This is a genomic window from Mycolicibacterium aromaticivorans JS19b1 = JCM 16368 (genome assembly GCF_000559085.1).
GTDB lineage: Bacteria > Actinomycetota > Actinomycetes > Mycobacteriales > Mycobacteriaceae > Mycobacterium > Mycobacterium aromaticivorans.
In genome coordinates, this window is the sequence record NZ_JALN02000001.1 from 2,967,577 (window position 1) to 2,989,403 (window position 21,827).

Here is a 21,827-nt window from a genome sequence, read left to right on the forward strand (position 1 = left end):
GGACGTGACTGAAAACGCCGTTACCGAAGAGCCCGCCGTCCTCACCGAGCGCCGCGGCCGAATTCTGATCATCACCATCAACCGGCCCAAGGCCAAGAACGCCGTGAATGCCGCGGTCAGCAATGGTCTGGCCGCCGCGATGGACGAGCTCGACGACGACGCCGGACTGTCCGTCGGCATCGTGACCGGGGCCGGCGGTTCGTTCTGCGCAGGCATGGACCTCAAGGCGTTCGCCCGCGGGGAGAACGTGGTGGCCGAGGGTCGTGGCCTGGGCTTCACCGAGCGCCCGCCGCTCAAGCCGCTGATCGCCGCGGTCGAGGGGTATGCGTTGGCCGGTGGGACGGAGCTGGCGCTCGCCACCGACCTGATCGTGGCGGCCAACGACTCGGCGTTCGGCATCCCCGAGGTCAAGCGTGGCCTGGTGGCCGGCGGCGGCGGACTGCTGCGCCTGCCGCAGCGCATCCCGTATCAGATCGCGATGGAGCTGGCGCTGACCGGTGAGAACCTGTCCGCGGTGCGTGCCCACGAACTGGGTCTGGTCAACGCGCTGGCCGAGCCGGGCCACGCACTCGATGCGGCGATCGATCTGGCCGAGCGCATCACCGTCAACGGCCCGCTCGCGGTGGCCGCCACCAAGCGGATCATCACCGAGTCGCGCGGCTGGTCACCTGAGGAGCAGTGGAAGAAGCAGGCGAAGATCATGATGCCGGTGTTCGGGTCGAAGGACGCTCAGGAAGGCGCGATCGCGTTCGCCGAGAAGCGCGCGCCGAACTGGACGGGCAGCTGAGCTAGACCCCGCCGACCACGAAGTCCCACGGGTCGTTGCCGGAAGCCAGCGCCATCCGGCCCAACTTCCTTGCATGCCAGGCGGTGTCACCGAATTCGTCGATCCAGCTGCGGGCTCGCATCGTCGCCAGCCACAAGCGGTGCTCGATCGTCACACCGATGGCACCGTGCAGCTGGTGGGCGGCGGTCACCACGCTCGGCACCACCCGGCCCAGCACCACCTTGGCGACGGTGACGGCGTAATCGGCTTGGGCGCTGTCGAATCCGTGGACCGCCACGGCGGCGACGGCCAGCTCGGTGGCGGCGCGTGCCCGTTCCACCTCGCCGGCCATCGAGGCCAACGTGTGTTGAACCGCCTGAAACGCGCTCAACGGACGGCCGAACTGCACCCGCTCCCGAGTGTGTGCCACCGAGAACTCGACCGCGGCATCCAGCGCGCCGAGTGCCTGGATGCACCGTGCCCAGGCGCCGCGCCGCGCCAGCTCGTCGGCGGCTCCGTCGAGGGTGACAAACCGCTCGGCAGGGACGGCGATGGTGTCGCGCGGTTCACCGCCCAGGTTGTGCCCGGTGGCGGTGGTCGCAGGCCCGGTGATCGCCACCGACAGTGCGGCGCCGTCACGCAAGGCCACCACCACCGCGTCGGCCGAGCCCGCATACGGGACGTCGCTGATGCTCGTCGCCCCGGTCTGGCCGATCGCGATCGCCAGGGGCCCCTGGCCGGGGACATCGAGCCCGGCCTTCGCGGCCAACCAGGCCGCCAGCACGTCGGTTTCCGCCAGCGGGACGGTGACCGCCTGTCGGGCCAGCGCCCGCAGCACCACCGCGGATTCGGTTGGGCCGCCGCCTGATTCGGGATCGCTGGTCAGACGGGTCAGGCCGGCGTCCTGCAGATGCCGCCAAGCGGCGGCGTCGACGTCGTCCGGCAGGCCGCGTCGGCCGATCCGTTCGTCGAAGGAGCGGACACCGATATCCTCGGCCAACTGCCGAAGTTCGGCCAATTCATCTGTGCCGCTGGTGGTGACGAAGACCCCCCCGATCAACGCCCGCGTCATCTCAGCCCCATTCCGCGGGCCACCACACCGCGCAGCACCTCGTTGGTTCCGCCGCGCAGGGTGAACAGCGGCGAGTGGAGTCGGGCAACGTTCAGCAGCGCCGCCACCCGGTCGCGATCCGGTGAGTCGGTCGCGGCGTAGCCGAACAGGTCGGCCGCCAACTCCACCGACTCCTGCTCGAAGCGGGTGCCCAGGTCCTTGACCAGTGCGGCCTCGTTGACCGGTGACTGCCCGGCGGCCAGCGCCCTCGCCACGGACACCGATAGTTGACGCAACGAGATCACCCGGGCCAGCAAGTCGCCGACGGCCGCGGCGGCGTGGTCGTCGAGATCGTCCTGGGCGGCCAGCAGGCGCACCAGTGCCGTCAGTAGCGCAGCGGTGCTCAGGATGCGTTCTGGGCCACTGCGTTCGAAGGACAGTTCTGCGGTCACCTGATGCCAGCCGTTGCCCATCTCGCCGAGCAGGTTGTCGTCGCCGACGAACATCTCGTCGAAGGTCACCTCATTGAAATGGTGTTCGCCCGACATGATCACGATGGGACTGATCGTGATCCCCGCACTGTCTGTCGGCACGATGAACTGGCTGAAGCCGGCGTGACGACGATCGGGGTCGACCGGGCTGGTGCGGGCCAGCACCACGATCTGATGGGCCAGGTGCGCTCCGCTGGTCCACACCTTGGTGCCCGACAGCAACCAACCACCGTCGGTTTTGGTTGCCTTCGCGGCCGAGGCGGCCAGGTCCGAACCAGCCTGCGGCTCGCTCATACCGATCGCGGAGAAGTATTGCCCAGCAGCAATTTTGGGTAGTAGCCGTTGCCGTTGCTCTTCGGATCCGTAGGCCAGCAGCCCTGGTGCGACTTGGCGGTCGGCGATCCAATGTGCAGCCACCGGCGCACCGACGGCCAGCAGCTCCTCGGTCACCACGTAGCGATGCAGATGGCTCAGTCCCTGCCCGCCGTATTCGCGCGGAATGGTCAGGCCGAGGAATCCCGCCGCGCCGAGGCGGGCGCTGAACCCCTCGTCCCAGCTCGAGAGCCACGCGTCGACGGTTGGCTGCCAGCCGAATTCGTCACGGTCGGCGGCCAGGAACGCGCGGATCGAGGCGCGCAAGCCGGCCAGTTCGGGCTCATCGGCGCATAGCGCCGCGAAGTCGTCGGTCATGGTGCTCACCGGTATCCCGTGACGCGCGCCAGGATGGCCACCTTGCCATCATCACCGACAGCCTGGGCGTCACCGACCGCGGAATTGCGTCCGACCCGCAGTGCGGTTCCCTCGTAACGGGCTTGGTCGCCTGCGAAGAACGGGCGCAGGAAGTTCACCCGCAACGATGCGGTGCGCAGCGGTTCGGCCTGCCCGTGGTTGATCGCCGCGGAGGCCACGAGTTCCAGTCCGGTGCTGCTGACCCCACCGTGCACGATCCCGATCAGGTTGTTGATGATCGAATCCGGCCGCTGATCCAACCGGTAGGTGCCGTCCTCGTCCCGCCGTGGATCGGCGGACATCAACTGCGCCAGCGTCGTCTGCGGTGTGCGCACCAGGGTGTCCGGTCCCCGCCGGATGGGCGCGTCGGGACCACCGGTGATGGCGACTGTGCGCACCGTGCCGCCGCCGATCGTGGTGCCGCGGTGACTCAGCGTGCAGATGGCCAGCAGCGTCTCGCCGTGCGGTCCGAGCGGGCGACTGCTCGCCACGACGGGTTCGTCCGGCGCGGCCTGCAGGCTGTCGATCCCGTCGGGGCTGAGTTCGACGGAGAGCTCACTCGAGACTGTCCACTGGCCGGCGCCGCGGCGATAGAAGTTGGCCCGGCCGCCGACGTCGTCGACCAGGATGGCCAGCGGACCGATCGTCGGCATCTGAGTGAACGGGTTGGTCAACCGGCCCACCGGCATCGAGGCGACGACCGTGAACTCGGTGAAGTTCTCGTCGAGAGTCTCGATGCCGAACCGGCTGATGACGCTTTCCGGGGTCTCCGGGTCCTGCATGCCGGTGGTTCGGTCGGGCGTCGTCACCCTCGTATTCCAGCATCAGCGGCCGTCGGGCTGCGCAGGCAGGTCCGCAGAGTTCGGGCAGGGCGGCGGAATTGCGAATGATCGCGTGCTGAACTCCGGGTGTGCGGATGGCGAATTATCGCGCGGTACAGGCCTTTGTCGGGGTGGCGGAAGCGGGAGAATCGCCGCCGGTCCCGGCAATACTCCGAAATACCCGCTGTGCCGGTGAGGGTTGGGTAACTTCCCTGTAACGGGCGGGGGCACGGTGTTCTCGCATGAAAAGGGCGAGGAATCACATGACCGTGCGCAATCTGTCGCAGAGCACCCATCACACCGATACGTCATCGTCCGGATACGCCCGCTGGGTGGGCCGGGTGGGTGTGCTGGCGGTCGCTCTCGGCGTCGGCGCGGCGTCGGCAGCCCTGCCGGTGGCCGCAGCGGATACCGGCGGTGCGGGCGGCTCCACCGGTTCGGGTTCGGGGCGATCCTCGACCGGTTCGTCCCACGCAAACGGCGACTCGTCGACCAAGGGTTCCTCGAAGGCGGGCACTGCGCGCAGCGCGCCGCGGAACCGTGCCGCCACCAAGCCGTCGACCTCGGCGGGCGGTTCTGACTCGACATCCGCCGTCAAGGACGATGCCCCGGCGGCGGCCGCCACGCCCGCGGGCGCAATCGATTTGCCCAGCGCCGCAGTCAAGTCCACGACGCCCGCCGCCAAGGCGGCAGGTGCGGCGTCACCCGGAGCCGCCGCGATGGCCGCGCTGGCGGGCAACCCGATCACCGACTTCATCCGGATGTACGTCGGCAACGGCACCGCCGACCACCCGAACGCCGGCATCCTCTTCGGCAACGGCTATAGCTTCACCTCGACGTCGTGCACCGGAACCACCGCATGCAACGGCGGCAAGGCGGGTCTGTTCGGTACCGGCGGCAACGGTTTCAACGGCGGCAACGGCGGCGCGGCAGGCTGGTTCGGCACCGGCGGTAACGGCGGAGCAGGCGTCGCCACCGTCAACGGTGGCAAGGGCGGCAACGGCGGTGCCGGCGGCCTGATCACCGGCAGTGGCGGCGATGGCGGTGCGGGCCTGGCCGGCAGCGGAGCCGACGGCGGCGACGGCGGCAGCGTCGGTGGCCTGTCGGTCAGCGGCAGTGGCGGCTTCGGCGGCGCAGGCGGATCCGGCGTGACCGGGACGACCGGCGCCACCGGCGGGGGCGGTGGCAAGGGTGAGGCCGGCGGCAACGGTGGCGCCGGTGGCAAGGGCAGCATGATCTTCGGTTCGGGTGGCGGCGGCGGTGCCGGCGGCCAGGGCGGCACCGGTGGCACCGGTGGCACTGGTGCCGACGGCGTGGATGGCGTCAGCGCGGCCGGCAATGGCGGCGGCGGCGGCGAAGGCGGTGTCGGGGGTGTCGGCGGCGCAGGCGGCGCGGGCGGATTCCTCTTCATCTTCGGTTCCAGCGGTGCGACCGGCAGCGGAGGTGTCGGGGGCACCGGCGGCACGGGCGGTGTCGGTGGTGCAGGCACAGGCGTCCTGGCCGACGGATCGACGCAAGCCGGCGGTAACGGCGGCTCGGGCGGCAACGGCGGAACGGGAACTGACGGTGCGGCGTTCGGCACGGGCGGTGTCGGAGGCGCCGGCGGTGCCGGTGCGAGTGACGGCGTCGGAGCCACCGGCGGCAAGGGTGGTTCGGGCGGCAAGGGTGCCGCGGGCACCGCGGCTGCGGCCGGCCTCGGCGGCGGCGGTGGTGGCGGTGGCGGTGGCGCCCACGTCGAGGGCCTCAATGGTGGCGCGGCCGCCGGTACTGCCATCGGTGGTGCGGGCGGTGCGGGCGGCGACGCGACGACCGTGGCGGGAGTCGCGGGCGGTAAGGGCGGTGGCGCGAGCATCGTCGCGGATGGAACTCTGAGTTCGGCCAGCGGTACCGCCACCGGCGGTGCCGGCGGCAAGAGCGGTGCTGGTGCCCAGGGTGGTGCCGGCGGCGCCGCGGGAATTCAGTCCGGCCCGAACGGCACCGCGACCGGAAGCGCCAAGGGCGGCAGCGGCGGTGACGCGACGGGCGCCAGCAGTGTCGGCGGAAACGGTGGTTCGGCCCAGCTGCAAGCGGGCGTTCTCGGCACCGACTTCGGCCTTGTGAGCGGCAGCGCCACCGGTGGCAACGGTGGCGCAGCCAGCGCCGGCGGTAAGGGCGGTGCGGGCGGTGACTCCTCGGTCACGGCCGCGGGTCTCGTCGGCTCGGCTATCGGCATCACGTCCACCGGCGGCAACGGCGGCGCCTCCAGCGTCAACGGCCAAACAGGCGGTAACGGTGGCTTCTCGGAGGTCATCGGTCTGAACGGCACGATCACGGGCGGCTCGGCGGTCGCCGGCAACGGCGGCGCCACCAAGGGCGCTCTCGGTGGTGACGGTGGGTTCGCAAAGCTCGACGCGACCGATCCGGCCGTCGCGGGCACCGCGATCATCAACGGCACGTCGACTGGCGGTAACGGTGGGGACGGCGGAGCCAATGGCACCGGCACGAACGCGGCCGCCGGCGGCGTCGGAGGCACCGGCGGCAACAGCACCTTCCAGCTCTCCGGCGGCCAGACGTCGACCAATGGGGTCAACGCGGGCGGCAACGGCGGCGCGGGCGGCAAGGGGACCAACAGCGGCACCGGTGGCACCGGAATCGGTGGCGTCGGCGGTAACGGTGGCAACGGCGGCAATGTCGCGGGCGTCCTGGGTGTGGGCACGGCCGGTACCAACGGCGGCGACGCCCAGGCCAATGGCACCCCGGGCACGGCCGGAACCAACGGGACCAATAACCCCTGATCGATTGGAAACCAACGGGCACAGCCATTTCGGCTGTGCCCGTTGGCCATTCAGGGGTTCAGGGTCGGCACACCGAACTTCTTCACGAATTCCTTTGCCTTGATCAGGAATTCCATCTGGGCGGCGACGTCATGAAGGGGCTGCAGGCTGCGCACCGAGCGGCACAGCACGACCGCACCTTCCATCGCCGACAAGGTGGTGTCGGCCAGTGCGCTGGCGTCGGCGGCGTCGAAGCCTTCCCGTAGGTAGGCCTGCTTGGATGCCTCGCGCCAGCGGCTGAAGATCTCACCGGCGACTGCGGTGAGCTGTTGTTCGTCCTCACCGGATCCGATGGCTGCGGCCAGCACCGGACAGCCGGCGGTGTAATCGCTGGTGATCAGGGCGTCTTCCCAGAGTTGTACATAGCGGCGCAGAAGCACCCCGGCGTTCTCGCATGCCGCCTCGTCGATGGCGGTCGTGATCGCGTAGCCGGCGTATTCCAGTGCCTCGCGCAGGATCTGGCTTCGCCCCTCGGGGAAATGGTGATAGACCGAACCGCGCGGCGCACCGCTGCGGGCCAGCACCTCGTCGATCGTCACGCCGGCGGCGCCGCGTTCACGCAGCATCTCGGCGGCACTCACCAGCATCTTGGTGCGGGTGGAGCCGCGGCTCTTTCGATCGGGTGTCGGGGTCCGGGTCATTCAGGCGGCGGGGGTTTGACGGAAATGGCTACCCCGCCACGCCAGCGCCCGAGCTCCGCGACCGAACAGCTGACGGCGCTTGTCGGGTACTCGGCGCGTGAACCGGTGGCCGGCGATGTTCAGCTCGATCAGCCACATATCTCTCTCCTTGCGGGGTAGGTATGGAGACCAACTCCATAACTATGGTTATGACCATAAGTTAAGAATGGGGTGAGCGCAACATAGGGCCTGACGCCGACGTTAACAGCAGCCAAACAGCCAGATAGGCCGCACTACCGAGGGTCCGGACGTGCACTTATATGGTCCACACCATATTTCAGGACGCTGGATGAACACCCTGATCAGTGCAGGTGAACCGAGCTAGGCTCGGGCTCAGCCGGCGATGAGGAGGACGCACGCGATGAGCCACTACAAGAGCAATGTCCGCGACCTCGAGTTCAATCTCTTCGAGTTCCTTGATGTGGAGAAGGCTCTCGACGCCTATCCCGACCTCGACGGGGATTCGATCCGGGAGATGCTGGCCGAGGCAGCCCGGCTGGCCGAGGGGCCGGTCGCCGAATCGTTCGCCGAGACCGACCGTCATCCGCCCACATTCGACCCCGGTACCCATGCGGTGTCGTTGCCCGAGCCGTTCTGCACGTCGATGCGGGCCTGGCAGCAGGGGGAGTGGTTCCGCATCGGGCTGTCCGAGGAGGTGGGCGGCGTCCCGGCGCCTGCAATGGTCACCTGGGCGATCGACGAACTCGTGCTCGGGGCCAATCCCGCGGTGTTCATGTACATGGCCGGGCCGATCATGGCCAACATCCTGTTCCACATCGGCAACGAGCAGCAGCGGCACTGGGCCGCCCTGGCAGCCGAACGCAACTGGTGCGCCACCATGGTGCTGACCGAGCCGGACGCCGGCTCCGACGTGGGTGCGGGCCGCACCAAGGCGGTCGACGCCGGCGACGGGACCTGGCACATCGAAGGCGTCAAACGGTTCATCACCAACGGTGACACCGGCGACTTCTTCGAGAACATCCTTCATCTGGTGCTGGCGCGCCCGGAAGGCGCCGGCCCCGGCACCAAGGGCCTGAGTCTCTTCCTGGTGCCCAAGTTCCTGCTCGATCCCGAGACCGGCGAGCCGGGCGAGCGCAATGGCGCGTTCGTCACCAACCTCGAACACAAGATGGGACTGAAGGCCTCGGCCACCACCGAACTCAGCCTGGGCCTGAACGGTAAGCCGGCCATCGGCTGGCTGGTGGGCGATGTGCACAACGGCATAGCCCAGATGTTCAAGGTCATCGAGTACGCACGAATGTTCGTGGGCACCAAGGCGATTGCGACGCTGTCCACCGGTTACCTCAATGCGCTGGAGTATGCCAAGACCAGGGTGCAGGGCGCCGACCTGACCCAGATGACCGACAAGACGGCACCTCGGGTGACGATCATTCATCACCCCGATGTGCGACGTGCCCTGATGACGCAGAAGGCGTACGCCGAAGGGCTGCGCGCGCTCTACCTCTACACCGCGGCACACCAGGATCCTGCGGTGGCACAGATCGTTTCGGGTGCCGACGCCTCGATGGCCGAGCGGGTCAACGATCTGCTGCTGCCGATCGTCAAGGGTGTCGGCTCCGAACGCGCCTACCAGTGCCTGACCGAGTCGCTGCAGACGTTCGGCGGATCCGGCTTCCTGCAGGACTACCCGATCGAGCAGTACATCCGCGACGCCAAGATCGACTCGCTCTACGAGGGCACCACCGCCATCCAGGCCCAGGACTTCTTCTTCCGCAAGATCGCCCGGGACCAGGGTGGGGCACTGGGGCATGTCGTCACCCAGATCGAGAAGTTCGTCGACAGCCCCGACCCGCGGCCCGAGCTGGCCGCCGCGCGCGCATCGCTGACCGACGCGCTGGACAACGTGCGCGCGGTCGCGACCGTGATGACCGGTTATCTGCTGGGGGCGCAAGAGGATGCTCGCGAGCTCTACCGGGTGGGACTGGAATCGGTCGGCTTCCTCCTCGCCGTCGGCGACCTGCTGATCGGCTGGTTCCTGTTGCGCCAGGCCGAGATCGCGCTACACGCACTCGACGGCGACCCGGATCCGCGTGAGCAGGATTTCTACCGCGGCAAGGTGGCGGTGGCGAAGTTCTTCGCCGGCAACGTGCTGCCGCGGCTGGCCGCCGAGCGGAAGGTCGCGGAGTCGATCGACGTGTCGATCATGGACCTGCCCGAAGAGGCCTTCTGAGCGTCGGTCAAGATGGCGAGACCAACCGGTGGGATTGACGAGGAAGGGACCCCATGAAGGTGATCACGTCCATCGACGACGCGGCGTCCGCGGTCGGCGAGGAGCTCGGCGTCAGCGAGTGGCTGCAGATCGATCAGAAGCGCATCAATGACTTCGCCGACGCGACCGGGGATCATCAGTGGATCCACGTGGATGTGGAGAAGGCCAAGGCCGAAAGCCCTTACGGCACACCGATTGCGCACGGTTTCCTGACGCTGTCGCTGGTTCCCGCACTGTCCAAGGACAACTTCCGCATCGAGAACGCGAAGATGGCGATCAACTACGGACTCAACAAGGTTCGGTTCGTGGCGGCCGTCCCGGTGGACAGCAGCATCCGGGTGCGGTCCGAACTCGTCGGCGCCGACAAGGTCGACGACAACACCGTCAACCTGACCGTCAAGCACACCATCGAGATCGACGGTGTCGACAAGCCCGCCGCCGTCGCCGAGATGATCGTCCGCGCGCTCTTCTAACCAGACACGAAAAAGCCCCGACACGCTCGCGCGTGCGGGGCTTCTTCGTGTGACCGGCTATTCGGGGGTGTACCCGAACGGCAGCAGCACGCTCTTGGCCTGGGTGTACGCCTCGATACCCTCGGGCCCGTTCTCCCGGCCGATGCCGGAGTTCTTGTAGCCACCGAACGGCGAACCCGGATCGAACGCGTACATGTTGACCGCGTAGGTACCGGTGCGGATCTGGGCGGCGATCTTCATCGCCTTGTCGTTGTCGGTGGTGTAGACCGAACCGGCCAGACCGTAGACGGAGTCGTTCGCGATGCGGACGGCATCCTCTTCGGTCTCGTAGGGGATCACCGCCAGGACGGGTCCAAAGATCTCCTCCTGCGCGATCGTCATCGAATTGTCGACGTCGGCGAAGACCGTCGGCTGCACAAACCAGCCGCCGTCGAGCCCCTCGGGACGCTCACCGCCGGTGACCAGGCGGGCGCCTTCCTCGACACCCTTCTTGATGTAGCCCTCGACCCGCTCGCGCTGCTTCTCGCTGATCAGCGGGCCGATCATGGCGCCAGGGTTGTCGGGCAGTCCGATGGGCATGGCCGCGACGGCGGCGGACAACTTCTCCACGACCTCGTCGTAGCGTGAGCGCGGCGCGAGGATGCGGGTCTGGCCGACACATGCCTGCCCGCAGTTCATCAGTCCGGAGAAGACCAGCATCGGCAACGTCGAGTCCAGGTCGGCGTCCTCGAGGATGATCGCGGCCGACTTGCCGCCCAGCTCCAAGGTGCACGGCTTGAGCTTCTCGGCGGCGATCTTGGCGATCTCCTTGCCGACACCGCTGGACCCGGTGAAGGTGAACTTGTCGATCTCGGGGTTGGCGGTCAGGGCGCGGCCGGTCTCGGGTCCACCGGGCACCACCGACAGGACGCCTTCCGGCAGGCCGGCCTCGGCGAAGACGTCCGCCATCGCGAACAGCGACAGCGGGGTCTCCGCGGCAGGCTTCACGACGATGGTGCAGCCGGCCAGCAGCGCGGGGCCCAGCTTGTTGGCGGCCAGGAAGAACGGGACGTTCCACGCGGTGACGGCGGCGACCACGCCGATCGGCTCGCGCAGCACCATCGTGGTGCCGTACACACCGTCGCGGAAGTCGCGCCAGGTGAACTTGTCGGCGGCGCCGGCGAAGTACTGGAACGACGACATCGCGGCGCCGTACTGCATCATGTCGACGATCGTCGGCGGCTGGCCGGTCTCGGCGGCCAGCAGGAACTTGAACTCCTCGGCCCGCTCTTCGAGGATCTTGACGGCGCGGCCCAGGATCTCGCCGCGCTCGGCGGGCGACATCTGCGGCCACGGGCCTTCGTCGAACGCCTTGCGGGCGGCGGCGCAGGCGGCGTCGACGTCGGCCTTGGCGGCCAGCGGCACCGTGCCGACCAGTTCGCCGGTGGCGGGGGATTGCACTTCAATGACCTCGGAGGTGGACGGTTCGGTCCACTTGCCGCCGATGAACAGCTTGTCCCACTCAGTTTTGAACTTCGTGCCCGAAATTGTGCCCTGTGTCATGACCGTCACACTACCTACTGGAGACAGAAACTAGAACCTGTTCATTTCGGGGAATCGGCGGCTGCAGCACCAGCACCAGGTTGCTCACCAGGAACTCCCGTACGCCGGGCAGGCCGGTCAGCCCCCAGGCCCATCGCGGGTGGTAGCGCGGGAATGCCGCGACGAGTGCCCCGGTACCCGCCGCCCAGCGCAGGCCTGCGGCCGCGGACACGGCGAATAGCGACGACCCGTAGTTGTTCTTCGGCGGGTGGCCGTGCTTGCGGGTGTAGCGGGCGGCGGCCCGGGCCCCGCCCAGATAGTGCGTAAGACCCATCTCGTGGCCGCCGAACGGCCCCAGCCAGACGGTGTAGGACAGGATCGCCAGACCGCCGGGCCGGGTCACCCGCAGCATCTCCGCCCCGAGCCGCCACGGGCGCGGCACGTGCTCGGCGACATTCGACGACAGGCACACGTCGACACTGCCGTCGGCGAACGGCAATGCCATCCCGGATGCCCGGACGAACGAACCCGGGCCGGACTGCCGGACCTGCTCGGCGGCGTGCATCTCACTCGGATCCGGTTCGACGCCGACGTAGTTCCAGCCCGATCGGGCGAACGCGGTGGCGTAATAGCCCGGTCCGCCGCCGACGTCGACGAGCGTGTGCCCGGCCACCGGACCGTTGACGGCCTGCCACAGGTCGGTGACCATGTCCGCGGTGTCGGCGGCAAGGGCGCCATAGAAGCGGGCGGGGTCGGACTGTTCGTAGCGGAATTCACTGAGCAGCCGGGTCGATCGGCCCAGCGTCGCGCGCCGGGCGAACAGGTCGGTGACGGCCATCGGGCTCACCTTAGTCAGCTCGAAATTCACCCTCGCCAGAGTTGAAACTCACGCTGCGCAGAAAAAGTTCGAGTGCAGAGCTGCAAAAAGTGAAATTCGACCAGCGGACTAGGCTGGCGTTGATGTCCACACCCGTTCGCTCCGTCCTGCTGCTGTGCTGGCGGGACACCGGCCACCCGCAGGGTGGCGGCAGCGAAACCTACGTCCAGCGCATCGGCACGCTGCTGGCCGAATCCGGCATGGATGTGACGCTGCGCACCGCCCGCTACCGCGGCGCTCCCCGCCGCGAACTGGTCGACGGTGTCCGGATCAGCCGCGGCGGCGGGCCCTACAGCGTGTACATCTGGGCAGGGCTGGCCATGGTCGCCGCCCGGTTCGGGCTAGGACCGCTGCGCCGCGTGCGTCCCGACGTCGTGATCGACACCCAGAACGGGGTGCCCTTCCTTGCCCGGCTCGCCTTCGGCCGCCGGGTCGCCGTCTTGGTGCACCACTGCCACCGTGAACAGTGGCCGGTGGCCGGTCGCTTCTTCGGCAGGCTGGGCTGGCTGGTCGAATCGTGGCTCTCGCCGCGCATGCACCGGCACAACCAGTACGTCACCGTCTCCCTGCCGTCGGCGCGCGACCTGTCCGACCTCGGCATCGACGCCGGACGGATTGCCGTGGTGCGCAACGGGCTCGACGACGCTCCGCCGGAAACCCTGACCGCGCAACGGTCCTCGACACCCCGGGTTGTGGTGTTGTCACGACTGGTGCCGCACAAGCAGATCGAGGACGCATTGGACGCGGTCGCCGAGTTGCGGCCCCGCGTCGACGGCCTGCACCTGGACATCGTCGGCGGCGGCTGGTGGCACGACCGCCTGGTGGAGCGGGCCGAGTACCTCGGCATCTCCGACGCGGTCACCTTCCACGGTCATGTGGACGACCACACCAAACACGCTGTGGTGCAACGGTCCTGGGTGCATGTGCTGCCGTCGCGCAAAGAGGGTTGGGGTCTTGCCGTCATCGAGGCCGCCCAGCACGGTGTGCCGACCATCGGCTACCGGTCCTCGGGTGGTCTCACCGACTCGGTCATCGACGGAGTCACCGGCGTGCTGGCTGACGATCACCACGATCTGGTGGATCGCCTGGAACGCCTGCTGGCGGACCACGTTCTGCGTGACGAGCTCGGCGCCAAGGCCAAGGCCCGCAGCCGGGACTTCTCCTGGCAGCAGAGCGCCGACGCCATGCGCACCGTCCTGGAGTCGGTGCATGCCGGCGGTCGGGTCAGCGGCGTCATCTAGCCCGACGGCATTAAACTCACAGCTGATTCCCGGCTTCACCGTGTGACGATCCCGGGATGTCCAAAATCTACGAGTACGTTCGCCACCCTCGCGCGGCAGAGCTTGCGGCGAAAAAGCCGCTCAAGGTGGCGCACCTCCGCGGCGTCGATCACGAAAATTGGCTGGTGCGCTTCAACGCCAAGTTCGGGCTGAGGATCACCGTGGTGGTCGGCACCATGTGGACCGCTTACCTTTTCACGTTGCTTGCGCTGTTCGCGCTGCCCGACGCGATCAAGCAGGGGACGTATTTCGTGGTGGTGTGGCTGTCCAGCAGCTTCCTTCAGTTGGTGCTGCTGCCGATCATCATCGTCGGGCAGAACATTCAAGCCAAGGCCACCGATACTCGCGCCGCCGAAACCTACAAGGACGCCGAGGCAGTCCTGAAGGAGGCGGCGATGATCCAGGATCACCTCTGCAAACAGGACGAACTGATCTCCCGGATCCTCGACCAGATCGGGCCGCTGGCTCCGAAAGCCGGTTAGTGCGAGGTGTTCTCGCGTGCGCTGATCAGTGCGACGAAGTGTTGTGCCGCCACATCGACACCGGCGTCGTCGTTGGTACCGGTCAGATCGAGCGGCAGCCCCCGCATCCCCGGCAGGCCTAGTCGCGCCAGAGCCGCCCGAGGCGGTAGATCAAGCGCCTTCGGCGTGAAGGTGAACCAGCCCGGAGGCGACGGCATACCGAGGCCCGTGTGCACCGTCGACGTTCGCCCGGCCGACGGCCACCGGAACCGAGCGCAGCGACTCGCCGACCGTCCGCAACAGTTCGTCGTCCAACGCTCCGCCGCCGGCCAGCACCAGTGCGACGGGCGGCTGCTCGAACGCCTTCAGACAGCGCGCGATGTTGGCAGCCACGGTCTGCTGCTTGACCGCCAACCGCAGGCTGCGCCACTCCTCGGCGGCCAGCCGGTTGGAGAACGGCACCAGTCCGGCGTTGCCGCGGGTGCACAACCGGCCGATCGCTTCGGGCGGGGCGGGTGCGTCCAGAAACACCCGGCGGCCGTCCTCCTCGTGAGCGATGTGCGGCCCCTCCACCCGGATGGCCGGTGAACGCTTGATCTGCTCGGCCAGTGCCCGTGGCACTCCGAGAGTTGCCGCGACCGCGGTGGTGATGGCCTCACCGGCACCGGCAGCGACCACTTCCTGGTTCTCGCCGATCAGGTCGATGGTCCCGCCGCCGATATCGCAGACGATCGACCCCGGCGGCAGATGGGGGGTGGTCTGTGCGCCGCGCGCGGCCGCCCACGGTTCCGACGCGATGGTGCGAGCCGGGCGGTCACACAGCTCCGTCAGCGTGGCGGCTGCGTCGGCCACCTCATCGGCGGCCAGCAGCGCGACCACCGTTCCGCTGGTCTCCGCCACTCCGCGGCGCAGCCAGGCTCCGTCGTCGATGGCCTTCAGGCTCGTGAAGTAGGCGTCGTCGACCGTGATTCCGGATGCGGCCGAGGGCAGTGCGGCCAGGCGCACCGCCACCACGGTGCCGGGCGGCCGGACCCGCAGCAGACTTTCGGCCTCGGCCGGCGAATAGCGCCGCACGACGCCGTCCACGCGACATTCCGCATAGTCGTCGTCGGCGGACGGCGGCTCGGGTTCTCCATCACGCAGAGTCACCGCGATGGCCGGTGAATCCGCCAATTCGCGGGTGAACTCGGCGATCTGGTGAATGTGCTCGTGGGCCACCCCCAGCGCCGCGGACAGCGCGAGCGGGTCGGCCAGCGCCCGATACGACCGCCCTTGCGCCACCACCTCGATCGCCACCGGCGCGCCCGGTCGCAAACCGGTGAGGTCGACTTCGTCGACGACCGGGATGCCTGCGGGTATCCGGTTGGCGATCAGCACGGCTTCGTCGCGCTCGACGATCACCCCGGCGATGTGCCATCCGCGTTCGACGGCTTCGCTGATCTGTCCTGCCGCGATCTCGAAATCAACTGTCGCGCCGACCGATACGATCGCCGATCCGGCCACCGCCGGTCCGGTGACGTCGGCAAGCGGTACGTGCACGCCAACGGCTGATCCCGCCCCGGCCGGCGTGCTGGCGCTGGGCCTGCGCAGACTTCGCACCGGGCAGTGCGGCGGTGTCGGTGGCGGCAGTGGTGCGGTGGCGGTGTCCACCGGCCGCAAAACCGACAGCACCACCTCGTCGACCGTGCACTCTGCCTGCACCTCGAGTTTGTGCAATAGTGCTGCCGCGCCGGCAAGGGATTCCCGAGATCCCTTGCGCCCCCGGGTCGGCGCCTGTCCGTGGCATAAGGGTTCCACTGAGCCGGACGACGTCCGGGCGATGACGATCTCGGTGGTGTGGTTTCCGACGTCGATTCCGGCCACCACGCTCAACGCAGCAGACCCCTGCGTTGGTAGACGGCTGCGGCGTGACGCACCAGTTCGGCACACCGGGTCGCGCCGCGCGCTTCCAAGGCGGCCGCGAGCGCGTCCAGTTCCGGCGCCGTCGACCGGTGCGGACGCAGTGCCTCGTAGAGCTTCATCACCTCGTCGTCGCCCATCGTTGCCAATTCGGCTGCACGGAGGAAGTTCTCGGCCAGTTGCGGATTGCCGCCCGCCGCGGCGACATCAGCCTGGTGAACCAGCGCCGCCGGCTCCATCCGCAGATCCGCCAACGTGAGCTTGCCGTCGACGGCGGCCGCCACGGTGAAACGATCCTCGATCATGCTCGCCTCGCTTCGACGGTCACGGGGGATTCGCCCGGTTCACATGCTTCACGCTCCAGGGCGACGAGCGCGACCGCCCTGGCGTGATAGCGGGCCGATATCGACTCGTCGGTGCCGCCGGTGAAGATGGGTATCGGTGCCATGCCCTTGGCGTGGCGGGCGGCGTTCTTGCCCAGCTGGCGGTACATGTCCGCGTCCAACAGCGGTGCCACACTGAACAGTTCGAGATTCGCCAGCGGCGCCAGGTCTCGTCGATGGATCAGAGCAGTGCCCTTGCCCTGCAGGCCGATTCCGATCCCGGATCCGGACAGCTTGGCGGCGGTCAATCCAATCAGCCCTACGTCGATGGTCGATCGCACCCGCACCAGCCGGGCCACGCAGCCTTCCTCTTCCAGCCCGGCTTCGATCTGCCGCAGGACCTCACCGACGGTCAGCCCGCACAGGGTCAGCCACACGCTGCGCCCCAGCGCGGGCGACAAACCGATGCAGACCTCGCGCGGATCGCTGCCCTGCCTGGCGTTCTCGACTGGGGTGAACGTGATGTGGCCGTGGTGGTCGGCTTGATCGGCGGTCAGCTGCGCCGTCGTCCGGGCTTGTCGGATGTCGTCTATCTCCGCTCGCCGCGCCTCGGACAACGTGTAACCCGTTCCCGGGCCGGCATAGTCATTGGGATCGGTGAGTTTGGACAGCACGTTGAAGTCCTGGTCGAAGATGGCCGACGTCTGGAGTTGGTCGCCGCGCAGTCGTTCGGCGGTCAGCCGCATGATCGCCTGCGCCTCCGGTTCGAAGCTGGTGCGGTGCAGCGCGGCCACGACGTCGAAGACGGTCAGCTGGCGAGCCTCGATCGCGGCCGCCGCCTCGGCGACCATCTTGGGATGCCCGGCGGGCAGGTCGCGAGATCCGTTGGCCACCACCACTTCGTCGACGCGGGCATCGTCGTAGTCGGCAAGGCCGAGATCCCGGTAGACCGCTTGCACCGCCGTGGCCGCACGCCGGCGCACGCGCGCCAGGTGCTCGGCCGACACCGTCCGCAGTCCGCCGTCGGCTCCCCAGTCCCGCTGCAACACCAGGAAGTCGTCCATGTCGTCGGAGTTGAAGTTCGACAGCGCAAAAGTATTGTCGTAGCGGGGAATCGAGCCGAATCCGGAGAAGATGAAATCCGCGCCGGCGAGCAGGACGGGAAGGGTGTGGGCGCTGCGGCGAATGTCCGACTCCGAGATCAGGTTGTCGTTGCCCGCGCAGGACTCGAGGTCGCGCAGCATCACCATCAGGTTCTCGGCCAGCAGCTCTTTCATGCCTTCGGGGACCGACGCCACCACGCCGACACCGTCGATCCCGCCGTTCTGCACGCCCTGCGACCCGAGCGCGCGGGCCAGCGACACACACCGCGACTCCAGGTACAGGATCGAACACTTCTCTGCTGCACCCATCAGAACTTCGGCACCGCCACCGCTGGTCACCCGCATTTTCAGCCCGCGGGAGGCATAGGCCGAGGTCAGAATTGCCTTCGAGAACGGGGTGTCGTCACCGTCGACGAACACCTGCTCGGTCCCGTAGATCGAGATGGTCTCGGCGTAACTGGTCAGGCCGCGCAAGCCGAGCCGCAGCTCCAAGGCCTCTTCGATCGAACACTGGGCCAGCGCCCCTGGTACACCCACCTGGCTGCCGATCAGCAACGCCACGGCGTTCGACGGGGCATCACCAAGCACCGGCACCGTCGTCTCGACCTCCCGAAAGCCATACGCCACCGCGCTGGCCGCATCGGCGGCGATCAACAGCGGATCGTCGAGCTGGTTGGTGACGTGGGCTTGATTACTCGGGGTACGTCTGGCGCGCATCTTCGCCATCGCCATCTGCATCTCGACGGGCGTCATCAACGCGACCACTCTGGCCAGCTTCGCCGGAGTGGTCCCGCCGATCAGGCGCACCACCTCGGAGCGCGGCACATTGACGTCGACGGCCATCCTGGCCAGCACGACGTCGTCGAGCTCCATCGCCTCACCGGCCGTCTCCAAGTCGATGCCGTGCCGGGCGATGAACTCGTCGATGACGTCGAACTCGCTCGCGGATTTTCCGTCCAGCTCGACCACGACACCGTCGCGCACCACCAGAGACGGTGCCGGGTCGTGCGGGCTGTGCATCGCGGCAAGGCCGAGAGTCGGGTCGGCAACGCTGAACCCGTCCAGGTTGACCGCTTTCGCATCGAGGATCCGCATCCGACCCTGGTCGAGATCCTCGGGGCGGGAAAGAACCTCGTCGTCAAGTCCAGCCATACTCTCCGTCATCCTCGTTCCCGCTTCGCGAATCACTTTGTCCTCGAATACGATACGGGTGATCAGGGCGCCGCGTCGGGGGTCGCCGAACTTGACTTACGCCGTTGGCGCACCGCGCTGACCACAGCCACCGCCCCGGCGGCGCCCAGCGTCACCAGCCACACCAGGTGGGCCGCGATCACCGCGAGCCGCGCTCCGGGTGTCGCACCGACGCTCGTGCCGCCGACGCGGTACAGCGTGATCTCGCCGTCGCGGTATACCACCGGCAGCCGGGCCAGGGTTTGCTGTGCGTTGCCGGTCGTGCCCGCGCTGCCCGATTCGACGACGACCCAGCCCACTCCGGCACCGGCAAGTGCCTCGGACGAACCGCCGGCCAGCAGCATCCGCTGGACATCGCGGGCATGGCCGCCCTCACCGGGGACCTTGTGCCCGGAGATGGTCAGGTCGCCGGTGGCCAGCACCTCGGCGCGCACCCAGCGCGGCAACGGATCGAGCACCGGCGCCGCACCGGCCCACGGGAACTGGCGCATGCTGTCGGCGGGCAGCACTGCGACGTCGCCCGGGTGGGCGTCGATCAAGCCGGCCACCGCCGCCCAACCCTGCGGATAGCGCACCGGCGTGACCTTGCCCCAGGCGCCGAAGGCCAGATCCGGCAGCACGGCGATGAGCGCCACGACCCCCATCACCGCGGTGGTGCCGGGCCGGAACCGGCCTCGCAACGTCACCACCGCCGCCGCTGCGGCAACCGCATAGCCGGGCATCGCCAGCGCCACCCACTTCTGCCCGTCGCGCAGGATCCCGACCGCGGGCACGGCCTCCACCACGTCGCGCAGCACCGCCAGCCCTGGTCCGGTGGCCGCTGCGGCGGGCAGCAGCACGCCGATCGCGGCGAGCACCAGAAGTGGCAGCACCGACCGGCGACGCAGCACCGCAGGTAGCCCGACGGCGACGACGCCCACCAGCACCAGAGTCGCGGGCAGCGCGAAAAGCATTGTGCGAGAGGAGGGAACGGCCTCCGCGTTCCAAATTCCGCCGAGTCCCGCCAGGCTGCCGAGGGTACCAAGGCCCGGCTCCGCTCGAGCCGCGAACGCCGTCACGCCCGGGGACGGCGACGAGCCGAGCCCGTCACCCAACGCCGACGCCATCAGCCACGGTGACGCCGCGAGCACCGCGGTCGTCAGCACCCCGGCCGCACACAACGGCCGCGATGCCCCGGTCCCGGGAGCCGCGACACACGCCGCCGCCACCACAGCGGCCAGCAACAGCCCGGTCGGCGTCAGCCCGGCCAGCGCGATCCAGAACACCACTGCCGCCCACCGGGCCACGGACGCCTCAGACCGCACCCGAATCACCGCGGCGGCCACCCACGGCAGGCAGCCGTACCCGACCAGCAGGCTCCAGTGCCCTTGGAGCAGCCGCTCCGCGACGTAGGGGTTCCACACCGCGAGCGTCGCCGCCACCAGCTGTCCGGGCATTCCGGCATCCGGGACCAGGTCGGCGGCCAACCGTCCGGCTCCCCAGCCGGCCAGGAAAATCCCGGCGATCAGCAGCGCCTTCACCAGCACTCCGCCGTCGACCACCGGTGTCAGTGCGGCGATCAGGAAGTCCTGCGGAAGCGCTCGGGGCGCCGATTCGGACAAACCCAACGCCGCATCGGAGAAATACGACCGCGGCGTGGACACGGCATCGCGCAACAACAGATAGCCGGGCGCCAGCAGCGGCGCGGTGACCGCGAGGGCCAACAGGAGTGCGTAGCCCGGCACCACCCACCGGACGGCCCGGTGTGCCCGGGTCACGGGATTGCTCACCGTTGCGGCGGCGGAGGCTCCAGGTCCGGTCTGGCCGCGGGCAGCTTCTCGGTGGCCGCCTCGGCGGCCGGCATCGGTCCGGTCTCGTCCTTGCCGAAGAAGCCGTGGTCGGCGGTGTCCAGGCCGGGATCGATCAGCGCGGACTCGGCCCGCAGGCTGAATGTGCCCAGCAGCGCCCCGCCCACGAGTGCCACCAGACCGGCGGCGGTGAAGCTGATCGGCAGCACCCGCGACCACAGGCCCACCCGGTCGCGCTCGTCACGGGCGGAGGCCACCCGGGACTCGATGGTCTGCTCGGTGGAAGTGACCTTGTAATCGGCCAGCTCCATCTCCGGGCGCAGCGCGTCGCGGGCGTAGTAGTGGTTGGCGTGCTCGGTGGACTTCACGATCACGCCGGTCACCGGGTCCACCCAGAAGGTGCGCTGCGCGGCGTAATAGCGGGTCATGGTGACCGGCTCATCCGGCGGCCCGGGCAGACCCCACAGCTCGGCCCGCGCGGTCACCTCGCCGTCCTCGTTCTTGTCATAGAGCGAGGCGTACTTGATCGGGTCGACCAACTTGCCGTCGGCGTCGTAGCCGACGTTCTGGGTGAAGCGGTAGGTGGTCAGTCCGTTGACGTCTTCCTGGCCGTCGTAGTTGGCGTCGAAGGCCTTCTGCGCGATCGGGTCGAAGAACGGATAGGTCTTCTTCTCGGTGCCGAACGGGAACCGGTAGGCCAGGCCGTCATGAGGAAGCGCGATGTTGGTCGGCGGCTTGTTGTCCTCGATGCTGCGCGGCTTCTGCACCGACCCGCCCGGATGGGTGTCGTCGGACACCGCCATCGCGGTGCTGCGGTTGACCGTCACGGTGTCGACCATGGCCAGCAGCAGTCCGTTGTCCTGTTGCTTGTCGCTGCGCCGCACGCTGGTGCCGGCCTGCAGGGTCACCACGTCGGCGTTGGCCGGCGACTCGACGGTGATCTGCTGCTGGGAGACCAGCGGCACGTTCTTGTCCACGACGAACTTCTCACCGGTGAGCGACGCGGGGTCCAACGCGCTACCTGTCCCGTCGCTGACCAGAGTCTCGTCGATGTTCAGCGGGATCTTCTTGATCTTGCCGGAGGTGTAGGTCGTCAACAGCAACGCGGCGATCAGGAGGGCGGCTCCGAGCCCGATGATGCCGAATGCCGCGATACGCACCATGCCTGCGCGATTCACGCTGCCGTGGCCTCCTCACTGCCGATCGTGCCGCGCCCCGCCTGACGGCGAAGCAAACCGGTTCGACCCTAACAGCCCAGCCCAAGGCGCCGGTTCATTAGGAGGTCGCCACCGCAGGCCAGGTGTACCCACTTTCGCGAACCACACGTGTCC

Annotated in this window: 18 protein-coding genes; 6 read left to right on the forward strand and 12 right to left on the reverse strand. The window is 68.5% G+C overall.

The window, feature by feature from the left end; all coding sequences use genetic code 11:
* Positions 1 to 4 precede the first annotated feature (4 nt).
* The gene (locus Y900_RS14360; protein WP_036342735.1) at positions 5 to 787 is read left to right on the forward strand and encodes a crotonase/enoyl-CoA hydratase family protein; all 783 of its coding nucleotides are present in this window, start codon (positions 5 to 7) and stop codon (positions 785 to 787) included.
* Between the two features lies 1 nt (position 788).
* On the opposite strand, the gene Y900_RS14365 is transcribed toward Y900_RS14360, so the two are convergent.
* From Y900_RS14365 to Y900_RS14375, 3 genes are read right to left on the reverse strand one after another with little or no spacing between them, the layout of a single operon-like run.
* Positions 789 to 1,838, reverse strand: a complete 1,050-nt coding sequence (locus tag Y900_RS14365) for an acyl-CoA dehydrogenase family protein (protein WP_036342737.1) — start codon at positions 1,836 to 1,838, stop codon at positions 789 to 791.
* A complete protein-coding gene (locus Y900_RS14370) occupies positions 1,835 to 2,998 on the reverse strand; it encodes an acyl-CoA dehydrogenase family protein (RefSeq protein WP_036346768.1) in 1,164 nt (387 codons plus the stop codon). The genes Y900_RS14365 and Y900_RS14370 overlap by 4 nt, the downstream gene beginning before the upstream one ends.
* 5 nt (positions 2,999 to 3,003) lie before the next feature.
* Positions 3,004 to 3,846: a PaaI family thioesterase gene (locus Y900_RS14375; RefSeq protein WP_420329765.1), complete on the reverse strand. Its 843-nt coding sequence runs from the start codon at positions 3,844 to 3,846 to the stop codon at positions 3,004 to 3,006.
* A 275-nt stretch (positions 3,847 to 4,121) separates the two neighbouring features.
* Between Y900_RS14375 and Y900_RS32410 the strand changes: the two genes are divergently transcribed.
* The gene (locus tag Y900_RS32410) at positions 4,122 to 6,632 is read left to right on the forward strand and encodes a hypothetical protein (protein ID WP_051660064.1); all 2,511 of its coding nucleotides are present in this window, start codon (positions 4,122 to 4,124) and stop codon (positions 6,630 to 6,632) included.
* Positions 6,633 to 6,682: 50 nt separating this feature from the next.
* On the opposite strand, the gene Y900_RS14385 is transcribed toward Y900_RS32410, so the two are convergent.
* Positions 6,683 to 7,312 (reverse strand): TetR/AcrR family transcriptional regulator, encoded by a 630-nt coding sequence (locus Y900_RS14385; RefSeq protein ID WP_081845106.1) that lies wholly within the window; start codon positions 7,310 to 7,312, stop codon positions 6,683 to 6,685.
* A complete protein-coding gene (locus Y900_RS32745; protein WP_192827514.1) occupies positions 7,313 to 7,450 on the reverse strand; it encodes a hypothetical protein in 138 nt (45 codons plus the stop codon).
* A gap of 262 nt (positions 7,451 to 7,712) precedes the next feature.
* Here Y900_RS32745 and Y900_RS14390 point away from each other — a divergent pair, with 262 nt between their 5' ends.
* Both Y900_RS14390 and Y900_RS14395 read left to right on the forward strand, forming a co-directional pair.
* Entirely contained in the window at positions 7,713 to 9,542 is a 1,830-nt protein-coding gene (locus tag Y900_RS14390) for an acyl-CoA dehydrogenase (RefSeq protein ID WP_036342739.1), read from the forward strand.
* Positions 9,543 to 9,595: 53 nt separating this feature from the next.
* A complete protein-coding gene (locus tag Y900_RS14395) occupies positions 9,596 to 10,054 on the forward strand; it encodes a MaoC family dehydratase (RefSeq protein WP_036342740.1) in 459 nt (152 codons plus the stop codon).
* Between the two features lie 57 nt (positions 10,055 to 10,111).
* Here Y900_RS14395 and Y900_RS14400 read toward each other — a convergent pair whose 3' ends face one another.
* Positions 10,112 to 11,596 carry an aldehyde dehydrogenase gene (locus tag Y900_RS14400; RefSeq protein WP_036346776.1) on the reverse strand — a complete coding sequence of 495 codons (1,485 nt, stop codon included), beginning with the start codon at positions 11,594 to 11,596 and terminating at the stop codon, positions 10,112 to 10,114.
* 10 nt (positions 11,597 to 11,606) lie between these two features.
* Complete coding sequence (locus Y900_RS14405; RefSeq protein ID WP_051660393.1) at positions 11,607 to 12,413, reverse strand: class I SAM-dependent methyltransferase; 807 nt, start codon at positions 12,411 to 12,413, stop codon at positions 11,607 to 11,609.
* Between the two features lie 122 nt (positions 12,414 to 12,535).
* Here Y900_RS14405 and Y900_RS14410 point away from each other — a divergent pair, with 122 nt between their 5' ends.
* Positions 12,536 to 13,693 carry a glycosyltransferase family 4 protein gene (locus Y900_RS14410; protein WP_036342741.1) on the forward strand — a complete coding sequence of 386 codons (1,158 nt, stop codon included), beginning with the start codon at positions 12,536 to 12,538 and terminating at the stop codon, positions 13,691 to 13,693.
* Between the two features lie 56 nt (positions 13,694 to 13,749).
* Complete coding sequence (locus Y900_RS14415) at positions 13,750 to 14,214, forward strand: DUF1003 domain-containing protein (protein ID WP_051660065.1); 465 nt, start codon at positions 13,750 to 13,752, stop codon at positions 14,212 to 14,214.
* Between the two features lie 150 nt (positions 14,215 to 14,364).
* On the opposite strand, the gene Y900_RS14420 is transcribed toward Y900_RS14415, so the two are convergent.
* The 5 genes from Y900_RS14420 to pgfA form a co-directional block, all read right to left on the reverse strand.
* Complete coding sequence (locus Y900_RS14420) at positions 14,365 to 16,059, reverse strand: diol dehydratase reactivase ATPase-like domain-containing protein (RefSeq protein ID WP_081845107.1); 1,695 nt, start codon at positions 16,057 to 16,059, stop codon at positions 14,365 to 14,367.
* A 2-nt stretch (positions 16,060 to 16,061) separates the two neighbouring features.
* The gene (locus Y900_RS14425) at positions 16,062 to 16,397 is read right to left on the reverse strand and encodes a diol dehydratase small subunit (protein ID WP_036342743.1); all 336 of its coding nucleotides are present in this window, start codon (positions 16,395 to 16,397) and stop codon (positions 16,062 to 16,064) included.
* The gene (locus Y900_RS14430; RefSeq protein WP_036346785.1) at positions 16,394 to 18,613 is read right to left on the reverse strand and encodes a propanediol/glycerol family dehydratase large subunit; all 2,220 of its coding nucleotides are present in this window, start codon (positions 18,611 to 18,613) and stop codon (positions 16,394 to 16,396) included. The genes Y900_RS14425 and Y900_RS14430 overlap by 4 nt, the downstream gene beginning before the upstream one ends.
* A 119-nt stretch (positions 18,614 to 18,732) precedes the next feature.
* Positions 18,733 to 20,466, reverse strand: coding sequence for an MmpA family trehalose lipid delivery protein (locus Y900_RS14435; protein WP_036346788.1), 1,734 nt, complete (start codon positions 20,464 to 20,466; stop codon positions 18,733 to 18,735).
* An 8-nt stretch (positions 20,467 to 20,474) separates the two neighbouring features.
* Positions 20,475 to 21,674 carry a cell envelope lipid trafficking protein PgfA gene (gene pgfA / locus Y900_RS14440; protein ID WP_036342744.1) on the reverse strand — a complete coding sequence of 400 codons (1,200 nt, stop codon included), beginning with the start codon at positions 21,672 to 21,674 and terminating at the stop codon, positions 20,475 to 20,477.
* Positions 21,675 to 21,827 lie beyond the last annotated feature (153 nt).

Coding starts and splice junctions, on each gene's coding strand:
- Y900_RS14370 (WP_036346768.1), bottom strand. CDS start 2,998: ATGACCGACGACTTCGCGGCGCTATGCGCCGATGAGCCCGAACTGGCC.
- Y900_RS32745 (WP_192827514.1), bottom strand. CDS start 7,450: ATGTGGCTGATCGAGCTGAACATCGCCGGCCACCGGTTCACGCGCCGA.
- Y900_RS14410 (WP_036342741.1), top strand. CDS start 12,536: ATGTCCACACCCGTTCGCTCCGTCCTGCTGCTGTGCTGGCGGGACACC.
- Y900_RS14385 (WP_081845106.1), bottom strand. CDS start 7,312: ATGACCCGGACCCCGACACCCGATCGAAAGAGCCGCGGCTCCACCCGC.
- Y900_RS14395 (WP_036342740.1), top strand. CDS start 9,596: ATGAAGGTGATCACGTCCATCGACGACGCGGCGTCCGCGGTCGGCGAG.
- Y900_RS32410 (WP_051660064.1), top strand. CDS start 4,122: ATGACCGTGCGCAATCTGTCGCAGAGCACCCATCACACCGATACGTCA.
- Y900_RS14400 (WP_036346776.1), bottom strand. CDS start 11,596: ATGACACAGGGCACAATTTCGGGCACGAAGTTCAAAACTGAGTGGGAC.
- Y900_RS14390 (WP_036342739.1), top strand. CDS start 7,713: ATGAGCCACTACAAGAGCAATGTCCGCGACCTCGAGTTCAATCTCTTC.
- Y900_RS14415 (WP_051660065.1), top strand. CDS start 13,750: ATGTCCAAAATCTACGAGTACGTTCGCCACCCTCGCGCGGCAGAGCTT.
- Y900_RS14405 (WP_051660393.1), bottom strand. CDS start 12,413: ATGGCCGTCACCGACCTGTTCGCCCGGCGCGCGACGCTGGGCCGATCG.
- Y900_RS14430 (WP_036346785.1), bottom strand. CDS start 18,613: ATGCGGATCCTCGATGCGAAAGCGGTCAACCTGGACGGGTTCAGCGTT.
- Y900_RS14425 (WP_036342743.1), bottom strand. CDS start 16,397: ATGATCGAGGATCGTTTCACCGTGGCGGCCGCCGTCGACGGCAAGCTC.
- Y900_RS14365 (WP_036342737.1), bottom strand. CDS start 1,838: ATGACGCGGGCGTTGATCGGGGGGGTCTTCGTCACCACCAGCGGCACA.